Origin of the sequence: Aureitalea marina, assembly GCF_002943755.1 — a bacterium.
Lineage (GTDB): Bacteria > Bacteroidota > Bacteroidia > Flavobacteriales > Flavobacteriaceae > Aureitalea > Aureitalea marina.
Map to the genome: position 1 here is coordinate 1443021 of NZ_MQUB01000001.1, position 20014 is coordinate 1463034.

Here is a 20014-nt window from a genome sequence, read left to right on the forward strand (position 1 = left end):
ATGTAACCAAAACTAGTCAAGAAGAAACAATAACTTTGCCGGCAGTTTCAACCTATGAGAGTACACCGAAATTTAGTCTTAGCGGTTATCGAAGCCTTAGAAAGTATACTGCTTGAAGATAGGCAGGCCGATAAGGTATTGCAGTACAGCTTGAAGAAAAATAAGCGCTGGGGATCCAGAGATCGCGCTTTTGTGGCCGAAACCACCTACGAGATTGTACGCTGGAAAAGATGGTATGGTCACCTGGCACAGCTTAAGGAGCCACTGCGAAAATCAGATATTCCCGGATTAGTGGCTGCTTATCTGATTCAAAAACTGGATCAATTACCTGCCTGGGAAGAATTTCATCCTTACCGCAACCTAAACCTGAGACTTAACAAAGAAGCATTGGAACTTCCTCGTACTATAACGGCATCCATCCCAGATTGGTTAGACCAGTTGGGTGAAGAAGAATTGGGTGCTGAATGGGACACCGAACTGAAGGCGCTTAACCAGCAGGCTCCGGTTATTTTGAGAACCAATAGCCTGAAGACTACACGGGATAAACTTCAGAGCGCATTAGAGGCTGAAGGAATCAGGACTGAAACACTGGATGACCTTCCGTTAGCCCTGCAGCTTGAAAAACGGACCAACGTCTTTCGAACCAAGGCCTTTAAAGATGGACTGTTTGAAGTCCAGGATGCTTCCTCCCAGATGGTCGCACCTTTCCTGGACCCGAAACCCGGCATGCGTGTTATTGATGCCTGCGCAGGTGCCGGAGGCAAAGCACTACACTTGGCCAGCCTGATGGAAAACAAGGGGCAGATCGTGGCCATGGATATTTACGACTTTAAGTTAAAGGAACTGAAGTTACGGGCAAGACGCAATGGAATTTTCAATGTGACTACCCGTTTGGTAGAAGGATCTAAATCCGTCAAGCGACTGCGGAATTCTGCCGATAAAGTACTGATCGATGCACCCTGCAGCGGCTTGGGTGTACTCAGGCGGAACCCGGATGCCAAATGGAAATTAGATTCTGACTTCCTGGATCGAATTCGAAAAACCCAGGCAGAGATTCTGGATCTGTATTCTGGCCTGGTCAAACCGGGCGGCCAACTAGTCTATGCAACCTGCTCCATCTTACCAAGTGAGAACCAACTGCAGGTTCAAGCCTTCCTTAAGCGAGAACAAGGTAAATCCTTTAAACTTTTGGAGGAAAAGAGCATATCGGTTGTACAGACGGGCTTCGATGGTTTCTACATGGCTCTACTCGAAAACCAGGTTTAATTCCATAAAAAAACCCCGGACCTGCCGGGGTTTCGTACATCTCACGATCGTTTACTATCGGATCGCGAATTTCTTAGATTGCTCAAATCGGTTTCCAACTACTTTCACCACGTAAATTCCTGAAGAAAGATTGGCACCAGAGATATTGCTTCGGTACAAAGAACCAGATTGGTCAAGTGTTCCGGCCGAAACATTTCGCCCGTTGATATCGTACACTTGATATTGAAGGGTTCCCAGTTCAACTTGACTCTTTACCACAATTTGATAATCATTGTTGTTCTGCGGTAATACATCCAAAGTTGCCAAATCAGGAATGTTCTCTTCTACACCCAATTCGTTGTCCAGGTTGAAAGAGAAGATGCGGGTACCCCAAAAGTTGGTTGAGATAAGATATTCGAAAGCACCCCAGAAGGTTTCTCCGTCTGGATCTAACGTCAACTGAGAGTAGTCACCAAAACGGTTGGTGTTTGTTTGAACGTTTTCTCCTTCGATCACAACTGTTTCTTCTAAGGTCATTTCTCCCAGCGGATCATCCGCCATACGTCCGGTAAATCTGATTCCTACCGGGGTTTCCGGTCCACCTACGTGGTAGGCAAGCCCAATGTTTCCGTTCGCATCCATTTGCATACTACCCATGAAGCGAGAGTTACCATCATCGATGGTGTAGGTTCCTTCCTGGAAAATGGTCCAGGGACCGTTGTCCACATTTCTCATCTCGTACCAGCGGATACCAGAGATAAGTCCTCCGAGGTCCACGTTAAAGTTGATCAACATAGAATTGTAACCCGGGAAGGTTCTGTAAGTGGTCATGTATGAGACTATGCTACCAATGTTGTCTAACCTTCTGGATGTTCCAGGTTGTTCCACATCACCTGAGCCAAATGGCCTGAAGGAAGCATCAAAAGGTGTAGTTGGAATAATGACAGGGCTCGAGATACTCGCATCACCGGGATTTTCCCAGTCAACGTCTATCTCCCAGATCTTAATGTGATCTTCTGTGATCGCACCGGACCAACCATCATCCTGCATGTATACAATGTAAGCCGGGGCATCCTCATCAAACTCATTTCCTACCAGGCTAACAGGACCCGATCCGAAAACATAGTTTGGACGACGGATCAAACCAGGTAGAGCAAAGCCCTGAAAACCAGGACTGGCTTCTCCATCAAGCATGGCTTGACGATCCATCACAAAGGTGGTTTGCCCTCCTTTGTTGGCTGTCAGCACATAGGAATTGTGCCAAATTGAATAATGTGGATAATCTGGAAAACTACCTGCATTAAAGCTGTAGATTGTGTAGGTGTCTGTTGGGTCTGGTGTGTCAGAGATAGCAATATAAACCAGATTGGTATTAATTCTAAACTGGGAAACAAACCAACGATCAGCCCTCTCGTCATATAACACAATTGGGTCACCACTATTGTTACCATCTCCAAAGAAGTTTCCTAAGAAAACAGGTCCAACTAAAGAATTTCCTTCTTTGTCAAAAATGCGCAAGGCAACGTTTACTGCATGCACATAATGATTTGGACCTACAGCTCCGGATGGATCTGGAGGAGTGGCTCCACCGGCATTATTTCGGTTCATCCCAGGAAAACTCTGTAGCAATTCACGACTAGAGCGGAAAGGAGCACGGTTTCTGGAAATCAATGGGTCTCCGTCTTGAGGCAAGGCCGCCGGGTTGGCCTTTGGAATGTTTTGGGTACGGTTTGGTATTAGCTTCAATTCGTTAGAGGTAGTTTCCGGCATCATAGGAAAATCCCTCAAAGGGATGGTTTGACCAACGTAGGTCAGGGAACCGGATTCTACCGGTCCAAAAGATGATTGAGCACTGGTAAGAGGCGCAACTAGCACAGCAAGTACCAGAAAATAGAGTTTTCTCATGGGTGAAAGTTTAGTTATAACTCCAAAGAGGGATATAGGGTACGCTGAAGTTAATCTGGTTTCGGTTAATTCAAAACTTTGAGTTTTGGTTGTTTGGGCGGTGCAAGATAGTCAATTTCACAAACAAAATCAAAGCGAAAACGTTTGAAAACGAACAATCTGCAAATTGGCCTTTTCGCGGAGTCAACTCAGTTGGAATCGCTGATTTTTTTTACCTTTGTGCTGTTGAAAAACCGCCCAAAAACCCAAGGAATGATCCATTTTTTCGGCCTGCCCACCAAACGAGTCTACGCCGTACAAGCCGACGATGAACTCGATAAGAACGATCTGACCAAACTAGAATGGCTATTCGGAGGTCAGCCCAAGATAGAACAATCCGCCCTGGCGGATTTTTTTGTAGGTCCTCGGGCCGCCATGATCACTCCCTGGAGTACCAATGCGGTAGAGATCACCCAGAACATGGGCATTTCCGGAATCCACAGAATTGAGGAATTCACTCGGGAATCAGAGGGGAATCATAATTTTGACCCTATGTTGAGTCAAGGATACCGCGGCCTTGGCCAAGGAATCTTCGATATTGATCTTAAACCCGAACCGGTAAAGGAGATCAAAGACATAGCGGCCTATAATCAATCTGAGGGGCTAGCACTTAGCGAAGATGAGATCGAATACCTGGAAGCACTGGCTGAAAAATTGAACAGACCGCTTACCGACAGTGAGGTTTTTGGTTTCAGCCAGGTGAACAGTGAACATTGTCGTCACAAGATATTTAATGGCACCTTTATCCTGGACGGAGAGGAAATGCCTTCCTCCCTTTTTAAATTGATCAAAAAGACCTCTCAAGAGAATCCGAATGATATTGTATCAGCTTACAAGGATAATGTAGCATTTATAAAGGGACCGGAGGCTGTTCAGTTTGCACCCAAAAGACCGGATGTGCCAGAATATTATCAAGAGTCGGACTTTGACAGTGTGATCTCTCTAAAAGCCGAGACACACAATTTCCCCACCACTGTAGAACCCTTTAACGGAGCAGCCACGGGAAGCGGTGGAGAAATTCGGGATCGCCTGGCCGGTGGAATAGGTTCGCTACCCCTGGCAGGAACCGCTGTATACATGACGGCCTACTCCCGATTGGAAAAGACTCGCCCTTGGGAAGTGGCCATGGATGCGCGGGAATGGCTTTACCAAACGCCTATCGATATTCTGATCAAAGCCAGTAACGGGGCTTCCGATTTTGGCAACAAATTTGGCCAACCCCTGATCGCGGGTTCGGTGTTGACATTCGAACACGAAGAAGATGCCCGTAAACTAGGATTTGATAAAGTGATCATGCTGGCCGGAGGAATAGGATACGGCAAGGCAGATCAGGCCTTGAAGAACACACCCAGGACGGGCGATGATATCGTGATCCTGGGAGGAGAGAATTACCGCATCGGTATGGGTGGTGCAGCTGTTTCTTCGGCAGATACCGGCGAATTTGAAGCCGGTATCGAGCTGAACGCCGTTCAGCGTTCTAATCCGGAAATGCAAAAACGAGCGGCCAATGCGATTCGCGGCTTGGTAGAGAACGATAACAACCCCATCGTCTCCATCCATGACCACGGAGCGGGAGGACACCTCAACTGCCTTAGCGAATTGGTAGAGGAAACAGGAGGGCTAATCGACCTAGATAAGCTGCCTGTAGGAGATCCAACCCTTTCTGCCAAGGAGATCATCGGGAACGAATCCCAGGAACGAATGGGACTGGTCATCGGCAAGGAGGACAAACTACTTTTAGAGCGTATTGCAGAGCGTGAAAGGTCACCTATGTATACTGTCGGTGAAGTAACCGGGGATCATCGGTTTACCTTCAAAAGTGCCACCACCGGCGAAAAGCCCATGGACTTCGAATTGGCAGACATGTTTGGCAGTTCCCCCAAGACCGTCATGCGAGATGAACGTATCCAGCGGAATTACAAGCCCATCGATTATTCCAGAGGGCATCTGAAAGTATACCTTTACCAAGTGCTTCAATTGGAAGCAGTAGGTTGTAAGGATTGGTTGACCAACAAAGTAGACCGCTGTGTAGGAGGGCGGGTAGCCAAACAACAGTGCGTTGGTTCGTTACAGCTTCCGCTGAATAACTGCGGGGTTATGGCCTTGGATTTTAAAGGAAAGGAAGGAATTGCCACCTCCATTGGTCACTCCCCTGTGAGTGCCCTGATCGATCCTGTGGCCGGATCCAGAAATTCGGTAACCGAGGCCCTGACCAATATTGTCTGGGCACCCTTGGCCGAAGGATTGCAGTCGGTATCCCTGTCCGCAAACTGGATGTGGCCCTGCAACAATCCCGGGGAGGACGCCAGGATATACGATGCCGTTAAAGGACTGAGCGATTACGCCATACAATTGGGCATAAACGTGCCAACTGGTAAGGATTCGCTTTCCATGAAACAGAAATACAAGGACGAGGAGGTCATTGCTCCGGGTACGGTTATCGTATCGGCTGCCGGACATTGTGACGATATAAATAAGGTGGTCGAACCAGTTCTAAAACATCAGAGTGGTTCTATCTATTATATCAACTTCTCACAGGACAGTTTTAAACTCGGAGGTTCATCCTTCGGTCAAGTACGCAATGCCATTGGAGAGGAAGCACCAACGGCCACAGATAGTGCTTTTGTCAAAAGAGCATTCAATGCCATCCAGGACGCCATTAAGTCCAACCTGATCGCAGCTGGACACGATGTTTCTTCTGGGGGGTTGATCACAACCCTTTTAGAGATGTGCTATGCAGATAACCAACTAGGTGCAGAGTTGCATATGGATGTCCTGGGCGAAGCTGACCTGGTTAAAATGCTATTCTCGGAAAACAGTGCAGTGGTGATCCAGGCCAAAAATGATTCGGCCTTCGAAAGCTTGATGCAAGATCGGGATGTGGAGATCTTTAAATTGGGTGAGGTCATTCCTAAGGATAAGATCGAAATGCAGCACGGCGGAAAAGAATATATCTTCTCGGTATCTCAGACTCGGGACGTTTGGTATAAAACCTCATACTTACTCGATAAAAAGCAGACAGCTGGAAAATTGGCAGACCAGCGATATGCCAACTATGCCTTCCAGCCACTTAACCTGGAATTTCCAAAAGCGTTTGACGGTAAACTGCCGCAAATAGATCCTAATAAACCGAGACCAAAAGCAGCCATCATCCGGGAGAAAGGCAGCAATAGCGAGCGTGAGATGGCCCATGCCATGTACCTGGCCGGCTTTGATGTGAAGGACGTCCACATGACGGACCTCATCAGTGGTCGGGAGACCTTGGAGGACATTCGATTTATCGGTGCCGTTGGAGGTTTCTCCAACAGTGACGTTCTAGGTTCGGCAAAAGGTTGGGCCGGAGCCTTTCTCTATAACGAAAAGGCCAATACCGCCCTCAAACGATTCTTTGAGCGCGAGGATACACTTTCTGTTGGCATCTGTAATGGCTGCCAATTGTTCCTTGAACTGGATCTGATCAATCCGGACCATGAGAAACTTTCCAAAATGCACCACAACGATTCCCACAAGCACGAAAGTTCCTTTACATCGGTTATCATTCCGGAGAACAAAAGTGTCATGCTTGCCGATCTGGCCGGAACAACACTAGGGGTATGGATTTCGCATGGAGAAGGAAAATTTAGCCTTCCGATGCCGGAAGACCAATACAATGTAGTTGCCAAATATGGTTACAATTCTTACCCGGCTAATCCGAATGGCTCGGATTACAATGTAGCCATGTTGTGCGACGACAGCGGTCGTCACCTGGTGACCATGCCTCATATAGAGCGGTCCATCTTCCAATGGAACTGGGCATATTACCCCAATGGACGTAAGGATGAAGTCTCTCCCTGGTTACAGGCTTTTGTCAACGCCAGGCAGTGGATAGAATCACACTAGCGATCAAAGCCTAACCACAAAAAGCCAAAAGCCGTATATTCACTCGTGGATGTACGGCTTTTTTTATTGGATTTTTTCCTAATTTGTGCATCGACTAATTCACGAACATGGACAGCATAAAACGACTTTTCGATTTCCCTTATTATCAACAAAAGACCTATCCCTTGACTCACTCCCTGGTGACCAAATACGATGGCCAATGGAAGGCCACATCTACCCAGGAATATATAGACAAGGCCAATGCAATGAGCCGGGGACTCATGGAACTTGGTGTAGGACCAAATGATAAGGTCGCTATTATCTCCATGAACAATCGGACAGAATGGAACATTTGTGATATAGGGATACTACAATTGGGTGCACAGGATGTGCCCATCTACCCCACCATATCTGAGGACGATTATCAATACGTCCTGGAACACAGTGAGAGCAAATATTGCTTTGTTTCCTGTACCGAGGTGCTCGAAAAAATCAATAAGATCCGTGACAAAGTCCCCACTTTAAAAGGAGTGTATAGCTTTGACCAGATCCAAGGATGCCCCAACTGGCAAGAGGTTCTGGACATGGGTATGAAAGCGGACACCCAGGAAGAGGTGGAAAAGATCAAAGCCGGGGTGAAAGAAGACGACCTGGCCACCATCATCTATACTTCCGGTACTACAGGGCGGCCAAAAGGGGTTATGCTAACCCACAAGAATATTGTAAGCAATGCCCTGAACAGTTCGGAAAGAGTTCCTGTAGAATTCGGAAAGTCAAAAGCGTTGAGTTTTCTACCGGTTTGCCATATTTATGAGCGAATGCTCCTATATATGTATCAGTTTACCGGAGTGTCCATACACTTCGCTGAATCCTTAGAGACCATCAGCGATAACCTGAAAGAGGTAAAACCGGATGTAATGACTGCCGTTCCCAGATTGCTGGAAAAGGTGTACGACAAAATCTACGCCAAGGGAGCTGATCTTACTGGTATTAAAAAGAAATTATTCTTCTGGGCAGTGGAATTAGGACTGAAATACGAGCCTTATGGACAGAATGGCTGGTGGTACGAAAAACAACTTGGATTAGCCAACAAGCTCATCTTCAGTAAATGGCGTGAGGCCTTAGGTGGTGAATTAAAAGTTATCGCCTCCGGTAGTGCGGCACTGCAGCCCAGATTGGCCAGAGTCTTTACAGCCGCCCAGATTCCCATCATGGAAGGATATGGTCTTACGGAAACCTCTCCGGTGGTTTCGGTAAACGATCAGCGCAACAAAGGTTTTCGTATCGGAACCGTAGGTAAAGCCATTGCCGATACCGAAGTTAAGATCGCCTCAGATGGTGAGATCCTGATCAAAGGACCACAGGTTATGGTTGGATATTACAAAGATCCGGAAAAAACTGCCGAAGTGCTGAAGGACGGCTATTTCCATACCGGGGATATCGGAGAATTGGACGCCGACGGCTTCCTAAAGATCACGGATCGGAAAAAAGAGATGTTCAAGACCAGTGGTGGGAAATATGTTTCCCCTCAATTGATTGAAAACGCCATGAAACAATCTCGCTTTATCGAACAGATCATGGTAGTTGGCGAAGGAGAAAAGATGCCGGCTGCCCTAATACAACCTAATTTCGAATTCATCCACGACTGGAACGAACGAAAGAACAAGAACCTGTCCGACGATCCTGCAGAGTTGGTCAAAAGCGAAGTATTGATCAAACGTATTCAAAAGGAAGTGGATCACTTCAACGAGCGATTCGGTAAGTGGGAACAGGTGAAGAAATTCGAGCTCACCCCAGACATTTGGAGCATAGAAGACGGACATCTTACCCCGACCATGAAGATGAAACGCCGTGCAATTAAGCAGAAGTACCAGCATCTTTACGATCGTATCTACGAACGATAATCTTCAATTTTAGGCCCTTAAAAACTGCTGTAGAGTTGTTCTCAAAAAAGTAATTATTTATTATGCATGCATAGTATTTTTTAGTATATTTGGAATCCTAAAAATTCCAACTTGAAAGAAAAGACTATTGACTACATCCTTCGCGCCACTTGGATGCAGGTACAAAAAATGTACAACGAAGAGGCCGGTAAGAAGGAATCGACCATGGCTACCGGGTTTGCACTGATCAGTATTGATCCTGAAGAAGGCACACCTTCTACCGCCCTTGGGCCCAAAATGGGAATGGAAGCTACCAGTTTGTCCCGAACCTTAAAGAACATGGAGGAAAAAGGTCTGATCGAGCGACGGCCCAACCCTGCTGACGGTAGGTCTGTACTGATCTGCCTCACGCCTTTCGGACGAGAGATGCGAGACTACTCTAAACAGGTCGTGCTTCGTTTTGACGAAGCCGTTCAGGAGGCAGTCTCAGAGGAAAAACTGCAGACCTTTAAGCAGGTGGCCAACACCATACTGGATCTGATACACTCCAAAAAAATATACCCTCAGGAAAAAATTTCGCAATGACAGAAAAGAGAAGAATTCAGCGTGTTGCTGTTATCGGCTCAGGGATAATGGGTAGCGGTATTGCCTGCCACTTTGCCAATGTAGGTGTGGAGGTGCTGTTACTGGACATTGTCCCACGAGAGCTGAAGGAAAAAGAAAAAGCTGCCGGCCTGAGCCTAAAAGACAAACGGGTTCGGAATCGGTTGGTGAACGATGCTTTGGCAGCAGCTATTAAATCCAAACCTGCCCCACTTTATCACAAAAATTTTGCCGCGAGGATCACTACAGGAAACCTGGAGGACGATCTGGCCAAGGTTACCGATGCCGATTGGATCATCGAAGTGGTCGTGGAACGTCTGGACATCAAACAACAGGTCTTCGAGCAGATCGAGAAGTATCGCAAACCGGGTACCCTGATCACCTCCAATACGTCCGGAATCCCTATTCAGTTTATGAGCGAAGGTCGTTCTGAAGACTTTCAGCAACACTTCTGTGGAACACATTTCTTTAATCCTCCACGTTATTTAAAACTTTTCGAGATCATTCCCGGACCGAAGACCAAGCCGGAAATACTCGAGTTCCTTAACGGTTATGGGGAACAATTTTTGGGTAAGACTTCTGTCCTGGCCAAAGACACTCCTGCATTTATTGGGAATCGAATTGGAATCTACGGTATCCAAAGCCTGTTTCACCTGGTTCAGGACATGGGTCTCACAATAGAAGAGGTCGATAAATTGACCGGACCCGTCATCGGTCGACCTAAGTCTGCGACCTTCAGGACAGTGGACGTGGTCGGTCTGGATACCTTGGTGCACGTGGCCAATGGACTGTATAAGAACTGTCCGGATGATGAGGAGCACGAGTTGTTCCAAATACCTGCCTTTATCAACACCATGATGGAGAATAATTGGTTGGGCAGTAAGACCGGACAAGGGTTTTACAAAAAGATCAAAGGAGAGAACGGTCGCAGTGAGATCTTATCGCTGGATCTGCAAACACTGGAATATAGAGGAAAGAAAAGAGCCTCCTTCCCTACCCTGGAAATGACCAAATCCATTGACAATGTGATCGATCGTTTCGCCGTATTGGTAGGTGGCAAGGATAAGGCGGGAGAATTCTACAGAAAGAATTTTGGGGCCATGTTTGCCTATGTCTCCAACCGCATTCCGGAGATATCCGAGGAGGTATACAAAATAGACGATGCCATGAAGGCCGGTTTTGGATGGGAACACGGGCCTTTCCAGATCTGGGACGCCGTCGGATTGAAAAAAGGAGTAGAACTGGCCGAGGCTGCTGGTAAAAGCGTTGCACCCTGGGTGACCGATATGATCGCTCAAGGTCAGACCTCGTTCTATACCGTTGAGCAGGGAGCTTCTTACTGCTATGACCTCAACAATGGGCAACAAGTCAAGATCCCTGGACAGGATGCTTTTATCATCTTGGACAACATCAGGGAAAGTCAGGCAGTCTTCAAGAATTCTGGTGTCGTGGTAGAAGATCTGGGCGACGGAATACTGAATGTAGAGTTCCGGTCTAAAATGAACAGCATAGGTGGAGATGTACTTGCTGGCCTGAACAAGGCCATCGACCTCGCTGAAAAGAGCTATGACGGACTGGTAATTGGGAACCAGGGAGCGAATTTCTCCGTGGGGGCCAATATTGGGATGATCTTTATGATGGCCGTAGAACAGGAGTATGACGAGCTGAACATGGCTATCAAATACTTCCAGGATACCGTGATGCGACTGCGCTATTCTGCGATTCCAACTGTTGTTGCTCCGCATGGGATGACCTTAGGGGGTGGTTGTGAAATGACCTTGCATGCCGACCGCGTCGTGGCCGCTGCAGAAAGCTACATTGGACTGGTGGAGTTTGGTGTTGGTGTGATCCCAGGTGGTGGTGGTAGCAAAGAAATGGCACTACGAGCTAGTGATGGTTTTATGAAGAACGACGTCGAACTGAACCGACTTCAGGAGTACTTCCTGACCATCGGAATGGCCAAGGTGTCTACCTCAGCCTACGAAGCCTTTGACCTGGATATACTAAAGCCGGGTAAAGACCTGGTGGTGGTCAATAAAGACAGACAGATAGCTACAGCTAAGTCCGTAGCTCGTCAAATGGCCGATATGGGTTATACCCAGCCTGTGAAGCGGAAAGATGTCAAGGTATTAGGAAAACAGGCCCTCGGGATGTTCCTGGTTGGGACAGATTCTATGGAAGCGGCCCACTATATCAGTGAACACGACAGAAAGATCGCTAACAAACTGGCCTATGTGATGGCCGGTGGTGACTTGAGTGAACCAAGCCTGGTCAGTGAACAATACTTGCTGGACCTGGAGAGAGAGGCCTTCTTGAGCCTTTGTGGAGAACGCAAGACCTTGGAACGCTTGCAGCATATGTTACAAAAAGGAAAACCCCTAAGAAACTGATCATGAACACAGCATATATAGTTAAAGCATATCGTACCGCCGTTGGCAAGGCCCCAAGGGGATTGTTCCGGTTTAAAAGACCAGACGAGCTGGCCGCAGAGACCATTGCCTATATGATGGCAGAGGTGCCTGAATTGGACAAAAAACGCATCGATGATGTAATTGTAGGGAACGCCATGCCGGAAGCGGAACAAGGCCTTAATATGGCCAGACTCATCTCCCTGATGGGACTGGAAATTGAAGATGTTCCCGGTGTGACCGTTAATCGCTACTGCGCCTCGGGTATTGAGACCATTGCCATGGCTACAGCCAAGATCCAAAGCGGAATGGCCGATTGTATCATCGCCGGTGGAGCAGAAAGTATGAGCTACATCCCCATGGGCGGTTACAAACCCACACCAGACTACCAGATCGCCAAGGAAGGGCATGAGGACTATTATTGGGGCATGGGACTGACCGCCGAGGAAGTGGCCAATCAATTCAAGGTAAGCCGGGAGGATCAGGATGAGTTTGCCTATAACTCCCATATGAAGGCCTTAAAGGCTCAGGCAGAAGATCGATTCAAAGATCAGATCGTCCCGATCAACATTGAGGAGACCTTTATCAACTCAGCTGGTAAAAAAGAAAGCCGCAATTATACGGTCCAAACAGATGAAGGTCCAAGGAAAGGTACCAACCTGGAAGCATTAGCCAAACTCAGACCGGTATTCGCCCAAGGAGGAAGTGTTACCGCTGGTAACTCTTCTCAGATGAGTGACGGAGCGGCCTTCGTATTGGTAATGAGTGAAGCCATGGTTAAAGAACTAAACCTGGAGCCCATTGCCCGCATGGTCAATTTTGCGGTGGCGGGTGTACCCCCTCGTATCATGGGAATAGGACCTGTAAAAGCAATTCCCAAAGCCCTGAAGCAGGCTGGATTGCAACAACAAAATATTGATCTGATCGAACTGAACGAAGCATTTGCTTCCCAATCACTGGCTGTGATCCGGGAATTGGACCTCAATAAAGATATCATCAACGTGAACGGTGGAGCCATTGCCCTTGGACACCCCTTGGGATGTACCGGGGCCAAGCTCTCCGTACAGCTCTTTGACGAGATGAGAAAACGAGAGATGAAGGGAAAATACGGTATGGTGACCATGTGTGTGGGAACAGGACAAGGAGCCGCCGGTATCTATGAATTTTTGAACTAAATCACGGCTAGCGGTTAACACTTAACGCCTAACGAAAAAGACTATGGAAACTTTAGACAACACCCAACAGGAGATCATACGCGGAGGTCAATTTATTGTGAAAGAGACTCCCTGTGAAGATATATTTACCCGGAAGATTTTTCCGAGGAACAAAAGATGATGCGGGATTCCGTACAGGAATTTATCGACCGGGAGGTTTGGCCTCACAAAGAGCGATTCGAAAAGAAGGATTATGCCTTCACCGAAGAAATCATGCAAAAGGCAGGAGAACTGGGATTGCTGGGCATAGCCGTCCCTGAAGCCTATGGCGGACTGGGAATGGGCTTTGTGACTACTATGTTAGTCTGCGATTACATTTCTGGTGCAACTGGTTCCCTGGCAACTGCTTTCGGAGCACATACTGGGATTGGCACCATGCCTATCACTTTATACGGAACGGAAGAACAGAAGCAGAAGTATGTTCCCAAACTGGCCACCGGCGAATGGTTTGGAGCCTATTGCCTCACAGAACCAGGTGCCGGTAGTGACGCCAATAGCGGAAAGACCAAAGCCGTACTTTCAGAAGATGGGAGCCACTATTCGATCAGTGGTCAAAAGATGTGGATCTCCAACGCGGGATTCTGTGATCTTTTCATCGTATTTGCCCGTATAGAGGATGACAAATATATCACCGGGTTCATAGTAGAGAACGACCCGGGCAATGGGATCACTCTGGGAGAAGAAGAGCAGAAACTGGGAATTCACTCCTCCTCCACCCGCCAGGTATTCTTTAACGAGACCAAGGTGCCAGTAGAGAATATGTTATCCGATAGAGGCGCTGGCTTCAAGATTGCTATGAATGCCTTGAACGTAGGACGTATCAAACTGGCTGCTGCCTGTCTTGATGCACAAAGACGAGTGATCGGAGAATCGACCAAATACGCCAACGACCGTATTCAATTCAAGACCCCTATCGCCAAATTCGGGGCGATCAAAGCCAAACTCGCGGAAATGGCCACAGCCATGTATGTGGGAGAAAGCGGATGTTATCGCGCCGCCAAGAATATCGAAGATCGCATTGCTATGCGAATGGAAGATGGTAATACTCACCAGGAAGCCGAACTCAAAGGTGTGGAGGAATATGCCATTGAATGTTCCATATTGAAAGTAGCCGTTTCCGAGGATATGCAGAATTGCTCGGATGAAGGAATCCAGATATTTGGAGGGATGGGCTTTAGTGCCGATACCCCCATGGAGGCTGCTTGGAGAGATGCCCGTATTTCCCGTATCTACGAGGGTACCAACGAGATCAACCGTATGTTGGCTGTGGGCATGTTGGTCAAAAAAGCCATGAAAGGGCATGTCAACCTTTTGGAGCCAGCCATGGCTGTAGGGAACGAACTGACCAGCATTCCCTCTTTTGAGACTCCGGACTATTCTGAACTGATGTCCCAGGAGAAGGCCATGATCGCCAAACTGAAAAAGGTCTTCTTGATGGTTGCCGGTAGTGCTGTGCAGAAGTTTGGACCTCAGCTGGAAGAGCATCAGCAACTTCTTATGGCTGCTGCAGACATTCTGATCGAGATCTATATGGCAGAAAGCGCCGTACTTAGGGCCGAAAAGAACGCCAAACGCTATGGCGAGGAAACCCAGAAAGAGCAGATCGCCATGGCCCAGCTGAATCTATACCATGCCGTGGACATCATTACCCGTAAGGCAAAAGAAGGGATCATCTCCTTTGCCGAAGGAGACGAGCAACGCATGATGCTTATGGGCTTAAAACGGTTTACCAAGTACCAGGAAATGCCAAATATTGTTGCCTTGAGGCATTTGATCGCAGACAAGGTAACTGCAGAGAACACCTATCCTTTCTAGGGACTATCGGATTCCAAAACGATAGATGATCTCGTTGTGATAGCACTGTCCCGGAAGTAAGACAGACGAAGGAAAAGCCTTTTGATTAGGGGCATCCGGAAAGTTCTGACACTCCAGGCAGATCGCAGGAAAAGCAACGGTCTCCATTTGATCTTTCAATTGGAGACCGTTTAGTTTTTTGGGAGTAAAGACCACCAATCCTGGTTGATTGGTCTCTGCCTGTATAAAAATCCCGGTATCCGGTGAATATATTTCCCCGGCAGCCCCCTCTTCTTCGAGCACAAAACAACTGTCCAAGACCGGATGACCTTCAAAGGTCCTTTTCTTCTGGAAATCGAATGGCGTATCGGTAACCTCCAACTTATTCCCGGTGGGAATTAGATTTTGGTCTGTTTCCAGATAGGTCGACGCATTTATCTTTAGTTGACAACCCTTCAATGAGATGGATCCACCCGGGTTAAAATAGGTGTGATTGGTGGGATTGATGATCATGGGGAGCTCCGTGGTCACTCGATAGTCGATCTTCACAGCGCTGTTTTCTAACCGGTAAGTTACCTCAGCAGTGTACTTTCCCGGGAATTCGAACTCCTTTTGGTCTGCTGATAAGCTCATGCGAACAAAAGGGATGTCCGCATCACTAATCTCTTCTATTTTCCACCTTCGATTCTGCCAGCCATCAGCTCCGCTATGCAGGCAGCTTCCATTTATAGAGGTCAAGGGGTATTTGTTGCCCATCAACTCAAATCCTCCGCCAGAGACTCTACCGGCGAAAGGACCTACGCTACTGCCCATACACCAAATGGAAAAACCAAAAGCGGGATCACTCAAGGTTTTTGCATCCTTAGGTCCGACCACCACATCAACCAAACGACCTTTGCGATCCGGAACCAACAATCGGTATACACTGGCTCCATAGGCTAGTAATTCTAATTGTACGCCATCCTTGTGTTGTAGAACTATCGGATTGTTCTCTTCCATCTTAAAGACTAAAGATAGGCCTATTGAAACAACTATCAAGCCTGTTAGTAAACCGCAATAAATTCTATCTTTAAGGCACATCAAAACAATTATGAAAAATTTTATTGTTCTGTTACTTTTTCTTGGATTTTGGCAACTCGGCCTGGCCCAACCAAATACGGATGTTTATCTCCTGGATTATCAATTGAAGGAATCCCAATTGACTGCAACGGGTTTCAAGAATTTGTCCAACAATATGGGCTATGACAATCAACCCTCCTGGTATGACGAGGATACAGTGGTGTATGGCCGCACACAAAACGGAGCTACAGAGATCGCCTTGCAGACGACCGATGGTTCTGAAGCCCGTACTCCCTTTCAACTGACCTCGGGTGGAGAATATTCTCCTCAACGTTTAAGCGTCGATTCCGAGGATGTACTAGCCGTCCGTTTAGATACAACCGGATACCAGGGTCTCTATCTGTATACCAAGGACAGTAACTCAACAGAACTGATAAAGGGGCTTCGGATGGCCTACTTCACCATAATAAACCCCAACGACCTCATTGGTTCTGTTCTTTCAGATAACCGGCTGGACCTGGTCAGGGTAGATCTTATGGCCAAACAGATCGACACCTTGTTCGACATTTCAGGTCGCTCCATAAACATACGCCCCAACAAGAAGGCCGTGAGTTATACCCTAGTCAATGAGGATGGCAACCACGAGATCTTCCAATTGGATCTGGATTCTGGGGAAAGTTTCTTTATTGCCCAATTACCTATTGGTATTCAGGACTACATCTGGTTAAATAACGATCAGATCCTGATCGGTAGTGGTCCAAGGCTATTTATTTACGACCTATTCGTGGGTGGGGAATGGAAACAAGTTGGGGACTTAAGTGATTTTGGCATTGATGAAATTACTCGAATGTCTAAAAATCCAGGTAAGGATCAGATCGCCATAGTCGCCATGCCAGTGATCAGTGCGACCGAACAGATCGTACAGCAACAATTGGATGCCTATAACAATAGGGACATCGATGGTTTTATGGCGACCTACAGTGACGATATCGCTCTTTATAACTTCCCGGACCAATTGATGGGAGAAGGGCAAGAATCCATGCGTAAACAATATGCGGGCTTCTTTGACAGCACCCCGGATCTGCACTGTGAGATCCAAAAGCGGATCGTTATCGGAAATCGCGTGATCGATCACGAACTGGTCACTGCAAATGGTCAGCAATTCACGGCAGTTGCCATTTACGAGGTGGAGAACGGAAAGATCGTTAAAGTGACCTTCCTCAGATAACGCAACCAACCAGACCGCAATACGTCTTTTGATAAAAGTTATGAAAAGACCTTTCCTCCTACTTTGTCTATTAGCCCTGATCAGCTGTGAATCCGACGATAGAGAACCCGATTGTTCCCTCGTTCTCCCGCCACCAAATTGGTTCGCGATAGGATTTATAGACCAGGCTGGCAATCCATTGATCGGAACAGTATTCACCCAAGATTCCTTTAAACTGGCAGGCGCGGGTAAGGTCATCTATCTGAGACCTGTGTCTTTTGGAACTAGAGAAACGTTGCTTGTACCCTTTCCCGATATACAGAACGGGGCAACCTATAACTTGGAATTGGATGCCGACAATACAGAAAGGTTGCGAGTCGATTTTGAGACCAGGGAATCCAGCTGTGGGAATAGTTATATCATATCGGCACTTTTTTACAATGGTAAGTTATTCTCCGAAGAAGACGAAGAGGTTTATCTGTTGCCTAAACAGATTGATCCCTAATTTTTACTTGATCCAGAAACCCACCCCGGCAGTGGGGCCAAAAAGAGAGATATCCATATCGAAGGTTTGGCCTCCTAATTCCTTGCGATAGTCGATATTATACCAAGCAGTTCCTAGGTGAACATCGATAAGTGGCGAGATCCTGTAGCGCACACTATTGCTCAATGCCCAGGTAAAATTGTTGTCCCAGGTACTGGCATCCAGGTGTGCCTCAATTCTGAAACGGCCCGGATCCAATGCAATTACAGCTCCTAACATAGGCTCAAAAAAAGAAGGTTCTACGTTGACCAGATCAGAACCACCCGGCAATTGAGAGAACAAGCTCATATTGATGTATCGAACTCCGAGATATCCGTATAATTTCCAGGGTAATTTTGGTTCGGGACCAGAATCCAATAAAGCATAACCGCCCATCAGGCGAACAATGCTTCCATTAACTCGATAATAGACTAGTTCTGTAGCCGAGCCATCCGGTCTTTGGAATTGAAACGAAGTGCCTATCCGACCGGTGAATCCGTCGGCATAGATCTGGAACTTGCCCAGATCCAATTGAAAGCGCGCTGAAAAGTAGAATTCCAATCCGGTATCCCCATTAAGCCGATCAAATTCTCTTTCGCTATCTCCACCTCCGGATGAAAATTCAAGTTCGCCATAAGCCAACTTGCCCCTGAGCCCCGGAATCCAAAGCGGCAGATCCAGTAACCAGCGTCTGTCGGACTCTGAATAGCGCTTGGTCTCCAGGGTGTCCTGTTGCTGCCCAATTAACTCGAAAGTTCCTGAGAATAAAGCAACTGCCAGCAGAAGCCAAAAGTGTAAATAGAGATTGTAAGTTCGAATTGTAGAATTCACCTATTGTCTTAGACTTGGATCTTAAAAGTATCAAATTCTTAAGAAACCGCTAAAGCGTTGCATGATCATAGATGACCGCTTGAGATTTCCTATTTTTAAAACAAAATACACACATGAAAAGCACACTGACATTTTTTACCATCATGTCTTTCGGTCTCCTCTTCGCACAATCGGACAGCCGGATTTATGACATCATCAATGACGTATCGGCAAATCGCATTGAAGCGGACATTACCACATTGGCCAACTTCGGCACCCGACATACCCTTAGCGATACCATCTCGGAAACCAGGGGAATTGGAGCGGCCCGAAGGTGGATCAAGGCGGAATTTGATAAGATCTCACAGGACTGCAATAACTGCCTGGAAGTTTTTTATCAAAGCAATCTCATCCCTAAAGGCGACAACAATCGCATCGTTAAAGACGTGAATATCGTTAATGTTGCTGCTGTGCTCAAGGGCAGTAAATATCCCAACCGCTACGTGATCATGAGTGGGGACATCGATTCCAGGATCAGCGATCCTACCAATTACACGGACGATTCTCCCGGCGCCAACGACAACGCTTCCGGCATGGCCGGAACCATAGAGGCAGCCAGAGTTCTTTCGAAATATCAGTTTGAGAGCAGTGTGATTTTCCTGGGTCTTAGCGGAGAAGAGCAAGGACTATACGGCGGTAAAGGATTTGCCCAATTTGCCAAAGACAAAGGCTGGGAGATCATAGGAGTACTGAACAACGACATGATCGGGAACATACAAGGGGTCAATGGGGTGATCAGCAACCGTGATTTCCGCATCTTTTCAGAACCTGTCCCCCTACCGAAACTGAACGGCAACGCCGAGGACGTCGTTTTTACGGGGGTGAAGTGGACGGCATTAGCCGACAACTGGCTCGGTACATACACAAGACCACCAAAACCTATATGCCAGAGATGAACCCCATGATGATCTATCGCCTGGACCGTTTTGGCCGAGGGGGACATCATCGCCCATTCAACGACCAGGGCTTTGCAGGGGTAAGGATCATGGAGGCCCATGAGAACTATACCCAGCAACACCAGGATATCCGGACGGAGAATGGAATTGAATACGGCGACAAACTCAAATTTGTCAACTTTGACTACGCGGCCAAACTTACGGCGGTCAATGCGATCAACCTGGCTAGCCTGGCCTGGGCGCCTACGGCTCCAACTGAGGTTGAGATCGGAGGTATTGTTGAACCTTCAGCCAAATTGCGTTGGAAGAAAGTAGATGGCGCTGTGGGTTATAAGTTGTACTGGAGAGACACTACCTCTCCTACCTGGGATCATCATATGGTTGTTGGGGATGTTTCGGAATACACCCTGGATGGTATTGTCATCGACAATTATTTCTTCGGTGTGGCTGCCATTGGTGCAGATGGGCACGAGAGCCCGGTTGTATTTCCGAGTGGAATTTTCAGATAAG

The 20014-nt window shown here is 47.3% G+C and carries 11 protein-coding genes and 2 pseudogenes; 10 read left to right on the forward strand and 3 right to left on the reverse strand.

From position 1 onward, the window contains the following. Positions 1 to 54 precede the first annotated feature (54 nt). Positions 55 to 1266: an RsmB/NOP family class I SAM-dependent RNA methyltransferase gene (locus tag BST85_RS06635; RefSeq protein WP_104812532.1), complete on the forward strand. Its 1212-nt coding sequence runs from the start codon at positions 55 to 57 to the stop codon at positions 1264 to 1266. 54 nt (positions 1267 to 1320) lie between these two features. Here the strand turns inward: BST85_RS06635 and BST85_RS06640 are convergent, their stop codons facing one another. Continuing rightward, complete coding sequence (locus BST85_RS06640) at positions 1321 to 3150, reverse strand: T9SS type A sorting domain-containing protein (protein ID WP_104812533.1); 1830 nt, start codon at positions 3148 to 3150, stop codon at positions 1321 to 1323. 252 nt (positions 3151 to 3402) lie between these two features. On the opposite strand from BST85_RS06640, the gene purL reads away from it, so the two are divergent. The 6 genes and pseudogenes from purL to BST85_RS06670 all read left to right on the forward strand — a co-directional run bounded on the left by purL (position 3403) and on the right by BST85_RS06670 (position 14970). After that, a complete protein-coding gene (gene purL / locus BST85_RS06645; protein ID WP_104813932.1) occupies positions 3403 to 7068 on the forward strand; it encodes a phosphoribosylformylglycinamidine synthase in 3666 nt (1221 codons plus the stop codon). Positions 7069 to 7175: 107 nt separating this feature from the next. Continuing rightward, entirely contained in the window at positions 7176 to 8951 is a 1776-nt protein-coding gene (locus BST85_RS06650; protein WP_104812534.1) for an AMP-dependent synthetase/ligase, read from the forward strand. Between the two features lie 111 nt (positions 8952 to 9062). Then, entirely contained in the window at positions 9063 to 9515 is a 453-nt protein-coding gene (locus BST85_RS06655) for a MarR family winged helix-turn-helix transcriptional regulator (RefSeq protein ID WP_104812535.1), read from the forward strand. Further along, the gene (locus tag BST85_RS06660; RefSeq protein ID WP_104812536.1) at positions 9512 to 11923 is read left to right on the forward strand and encodes a 3-hydroxyacyl-CoA dehydrogenase/enoyl-CoA hydratase family protein; all 2412 of its coding nucleotides are present in this window, start codon (positions 9512 to 9514) and stop codon (positions 11921 to 11923) included. Before BST85_RS06655 ends, BST85_RS06660 begins: the two co-directional genes overlap by 4 nt. 2 nt (positions 11924 to 11925) lie before the next feature. Further along, positions 11926 to 13116, forward strand: coding sequence for an acetyl-CoA C-acyltransferase (locus BST85_RS06665; protein WP_104812537.1), 1191 nt, complete (start codon positions 11926 to 11928; stop codon positions 13114 to 13116). 43 nt (positions 13117 to 13159) lie between these two features. Then, positions 13160 to 14970, forward strand: a pseudogene (locus tag BST85_RS06670) (acyl-CoA dehydrogenase family protein). A gap of 3 nt (positions 14971 to 14973) precedes the next feature. On the opposite strand, the gene BST85_RS06675 reads toward BST85_RS06670, so the two are convergent. Continuing rightward, positions 14974 to 15948, reverse strand: coding sequence for an aldose epimerase family protein (locus tag BST85_RS06675; RefSeq protein WP_181039975.1), 975 nt, complete (start codon positions 15946 to 15948; stop codon positions 14974 to 14976). A 91-nt stretch (positions 15949 to 16039) separates the two neighbouring features. Here BST85_RS06675 and BST85_RS14390 point away from each other — a divergent pair, with 91 nt between their 5' ends. Further along, a complete protein-coding gene (locus BST85_RS14390) occupies positions 16040 to 17236 on the forward strand; it encodes a nuclear transport factor 2 family protein (RefSeq protein WP_219842113.1) in 1197 nt (398 codons plus the stop codon). A 40-nt stretch (positions 17237 to 17276) separates the two neighbouring features. Then, positions 17277 to 17720 carry a hypothetical protein gene (locus tag BST85_RS06685; protein ID WP_104812539.1) on the forward strand — a complete coding sequence of 148 codons (444 nt, stop codon included), beginning with the start codon at positions 17277 to 17279 and terminating at the stop codon, positions 17718 to 17720. 3 nt (positions 17721 to 17723) lie between these two features. Here BST85_RS06685 and BST85_RS06690 read toward each other — a convergent pair whose 3' ends face one another. Further along, positions 17724 to 18569 (reverse strand): hypothetical protein, encoded by an 846-nt coding sequence (locus tag BST85_RS06690; RefSeq protein WP_104812540.1) that lies wholly within the window; start codon positions 18567 to 18569, stop codon positions 17724 to 17726. 113 nt (positions 18570 to 18682) lie between these two features. Here BST85_RS06690 and BST85_RS06695 point away from each other — a divergent pair. Continuing rightward, positions 18683 to 20013 (forward strand): annotated as a pseudogene (locus tag BST85_RS06695) (M28 family peptidase). Position 20014 lies beyond the last annotated feature (1 nt).

Excerpts from the sequence above, each read along its gene's own strand:
- BST85_RS06635 (WP_104812532.1), top strand. The coding sequence starts at position 55 with ATGAGAGTACACCGAAATTTAGTCTTAGCGGTTATCGAAGCCTTAGAA.
- BST85_RS06640 (WP_104812533.1), bottom strand. The coding sequence starts at position 3,150 with ATGAGAAAACTCTATTTTCTGGTACTTGCTGTGCTAGTTGCGCCTCTT.
- purL (WP_104813932.1), top strand. The coding sequence starts at position 3,403 with ATGATCCATTTTTTCGGCCTGCCCACCAAACGAGTCTACGCCGTACAA.
- BST85_RS06650 (WP_104812534.1), top strand. The coding sequence starts at position 7,176 with ATGGACAGCATAAAACGACTTTTCGATTTCCCTTATTATCAACAAAAG.
- BST85_RS06660 (WP_104812536.1), top strand. The coding sequence starts at position 9,512 with ATGACAGAAAAGAGAAGAATTCAGCGTGTTGCTGTTATCGGCTCAGGG.
- BST85_RS06665 (WP_104812537.1), top strand. The coding sequence starts at position 11,926 with ATGAACACAGCATATATAGTTAAAGCATATCGTACCGCCGTTGGCAAG.
- BST85_RS06675 (WP_181039975.1), bottom strand. The coding sequence starts at position 15,948 with ATGGAAGAGAACAATCCGATAGTTCTACAACACAAGGATGGCGTACAA.
- BST85_RS14390 (WP_219842113.1), top strand. The coding sequence starts at position 16,040 with ATGAAAAATTTTATTGTTCTGTTACTTTTTCTTGGATTTTGGCAACTC.
- BST85_RS06685 (WP_104812539.1), top strand. The coding sequence starts at position 17,277 with ATGAAAAGACCTTTCCTCCTACTTTGTCTATTAGCCCTGATCAGCTGT.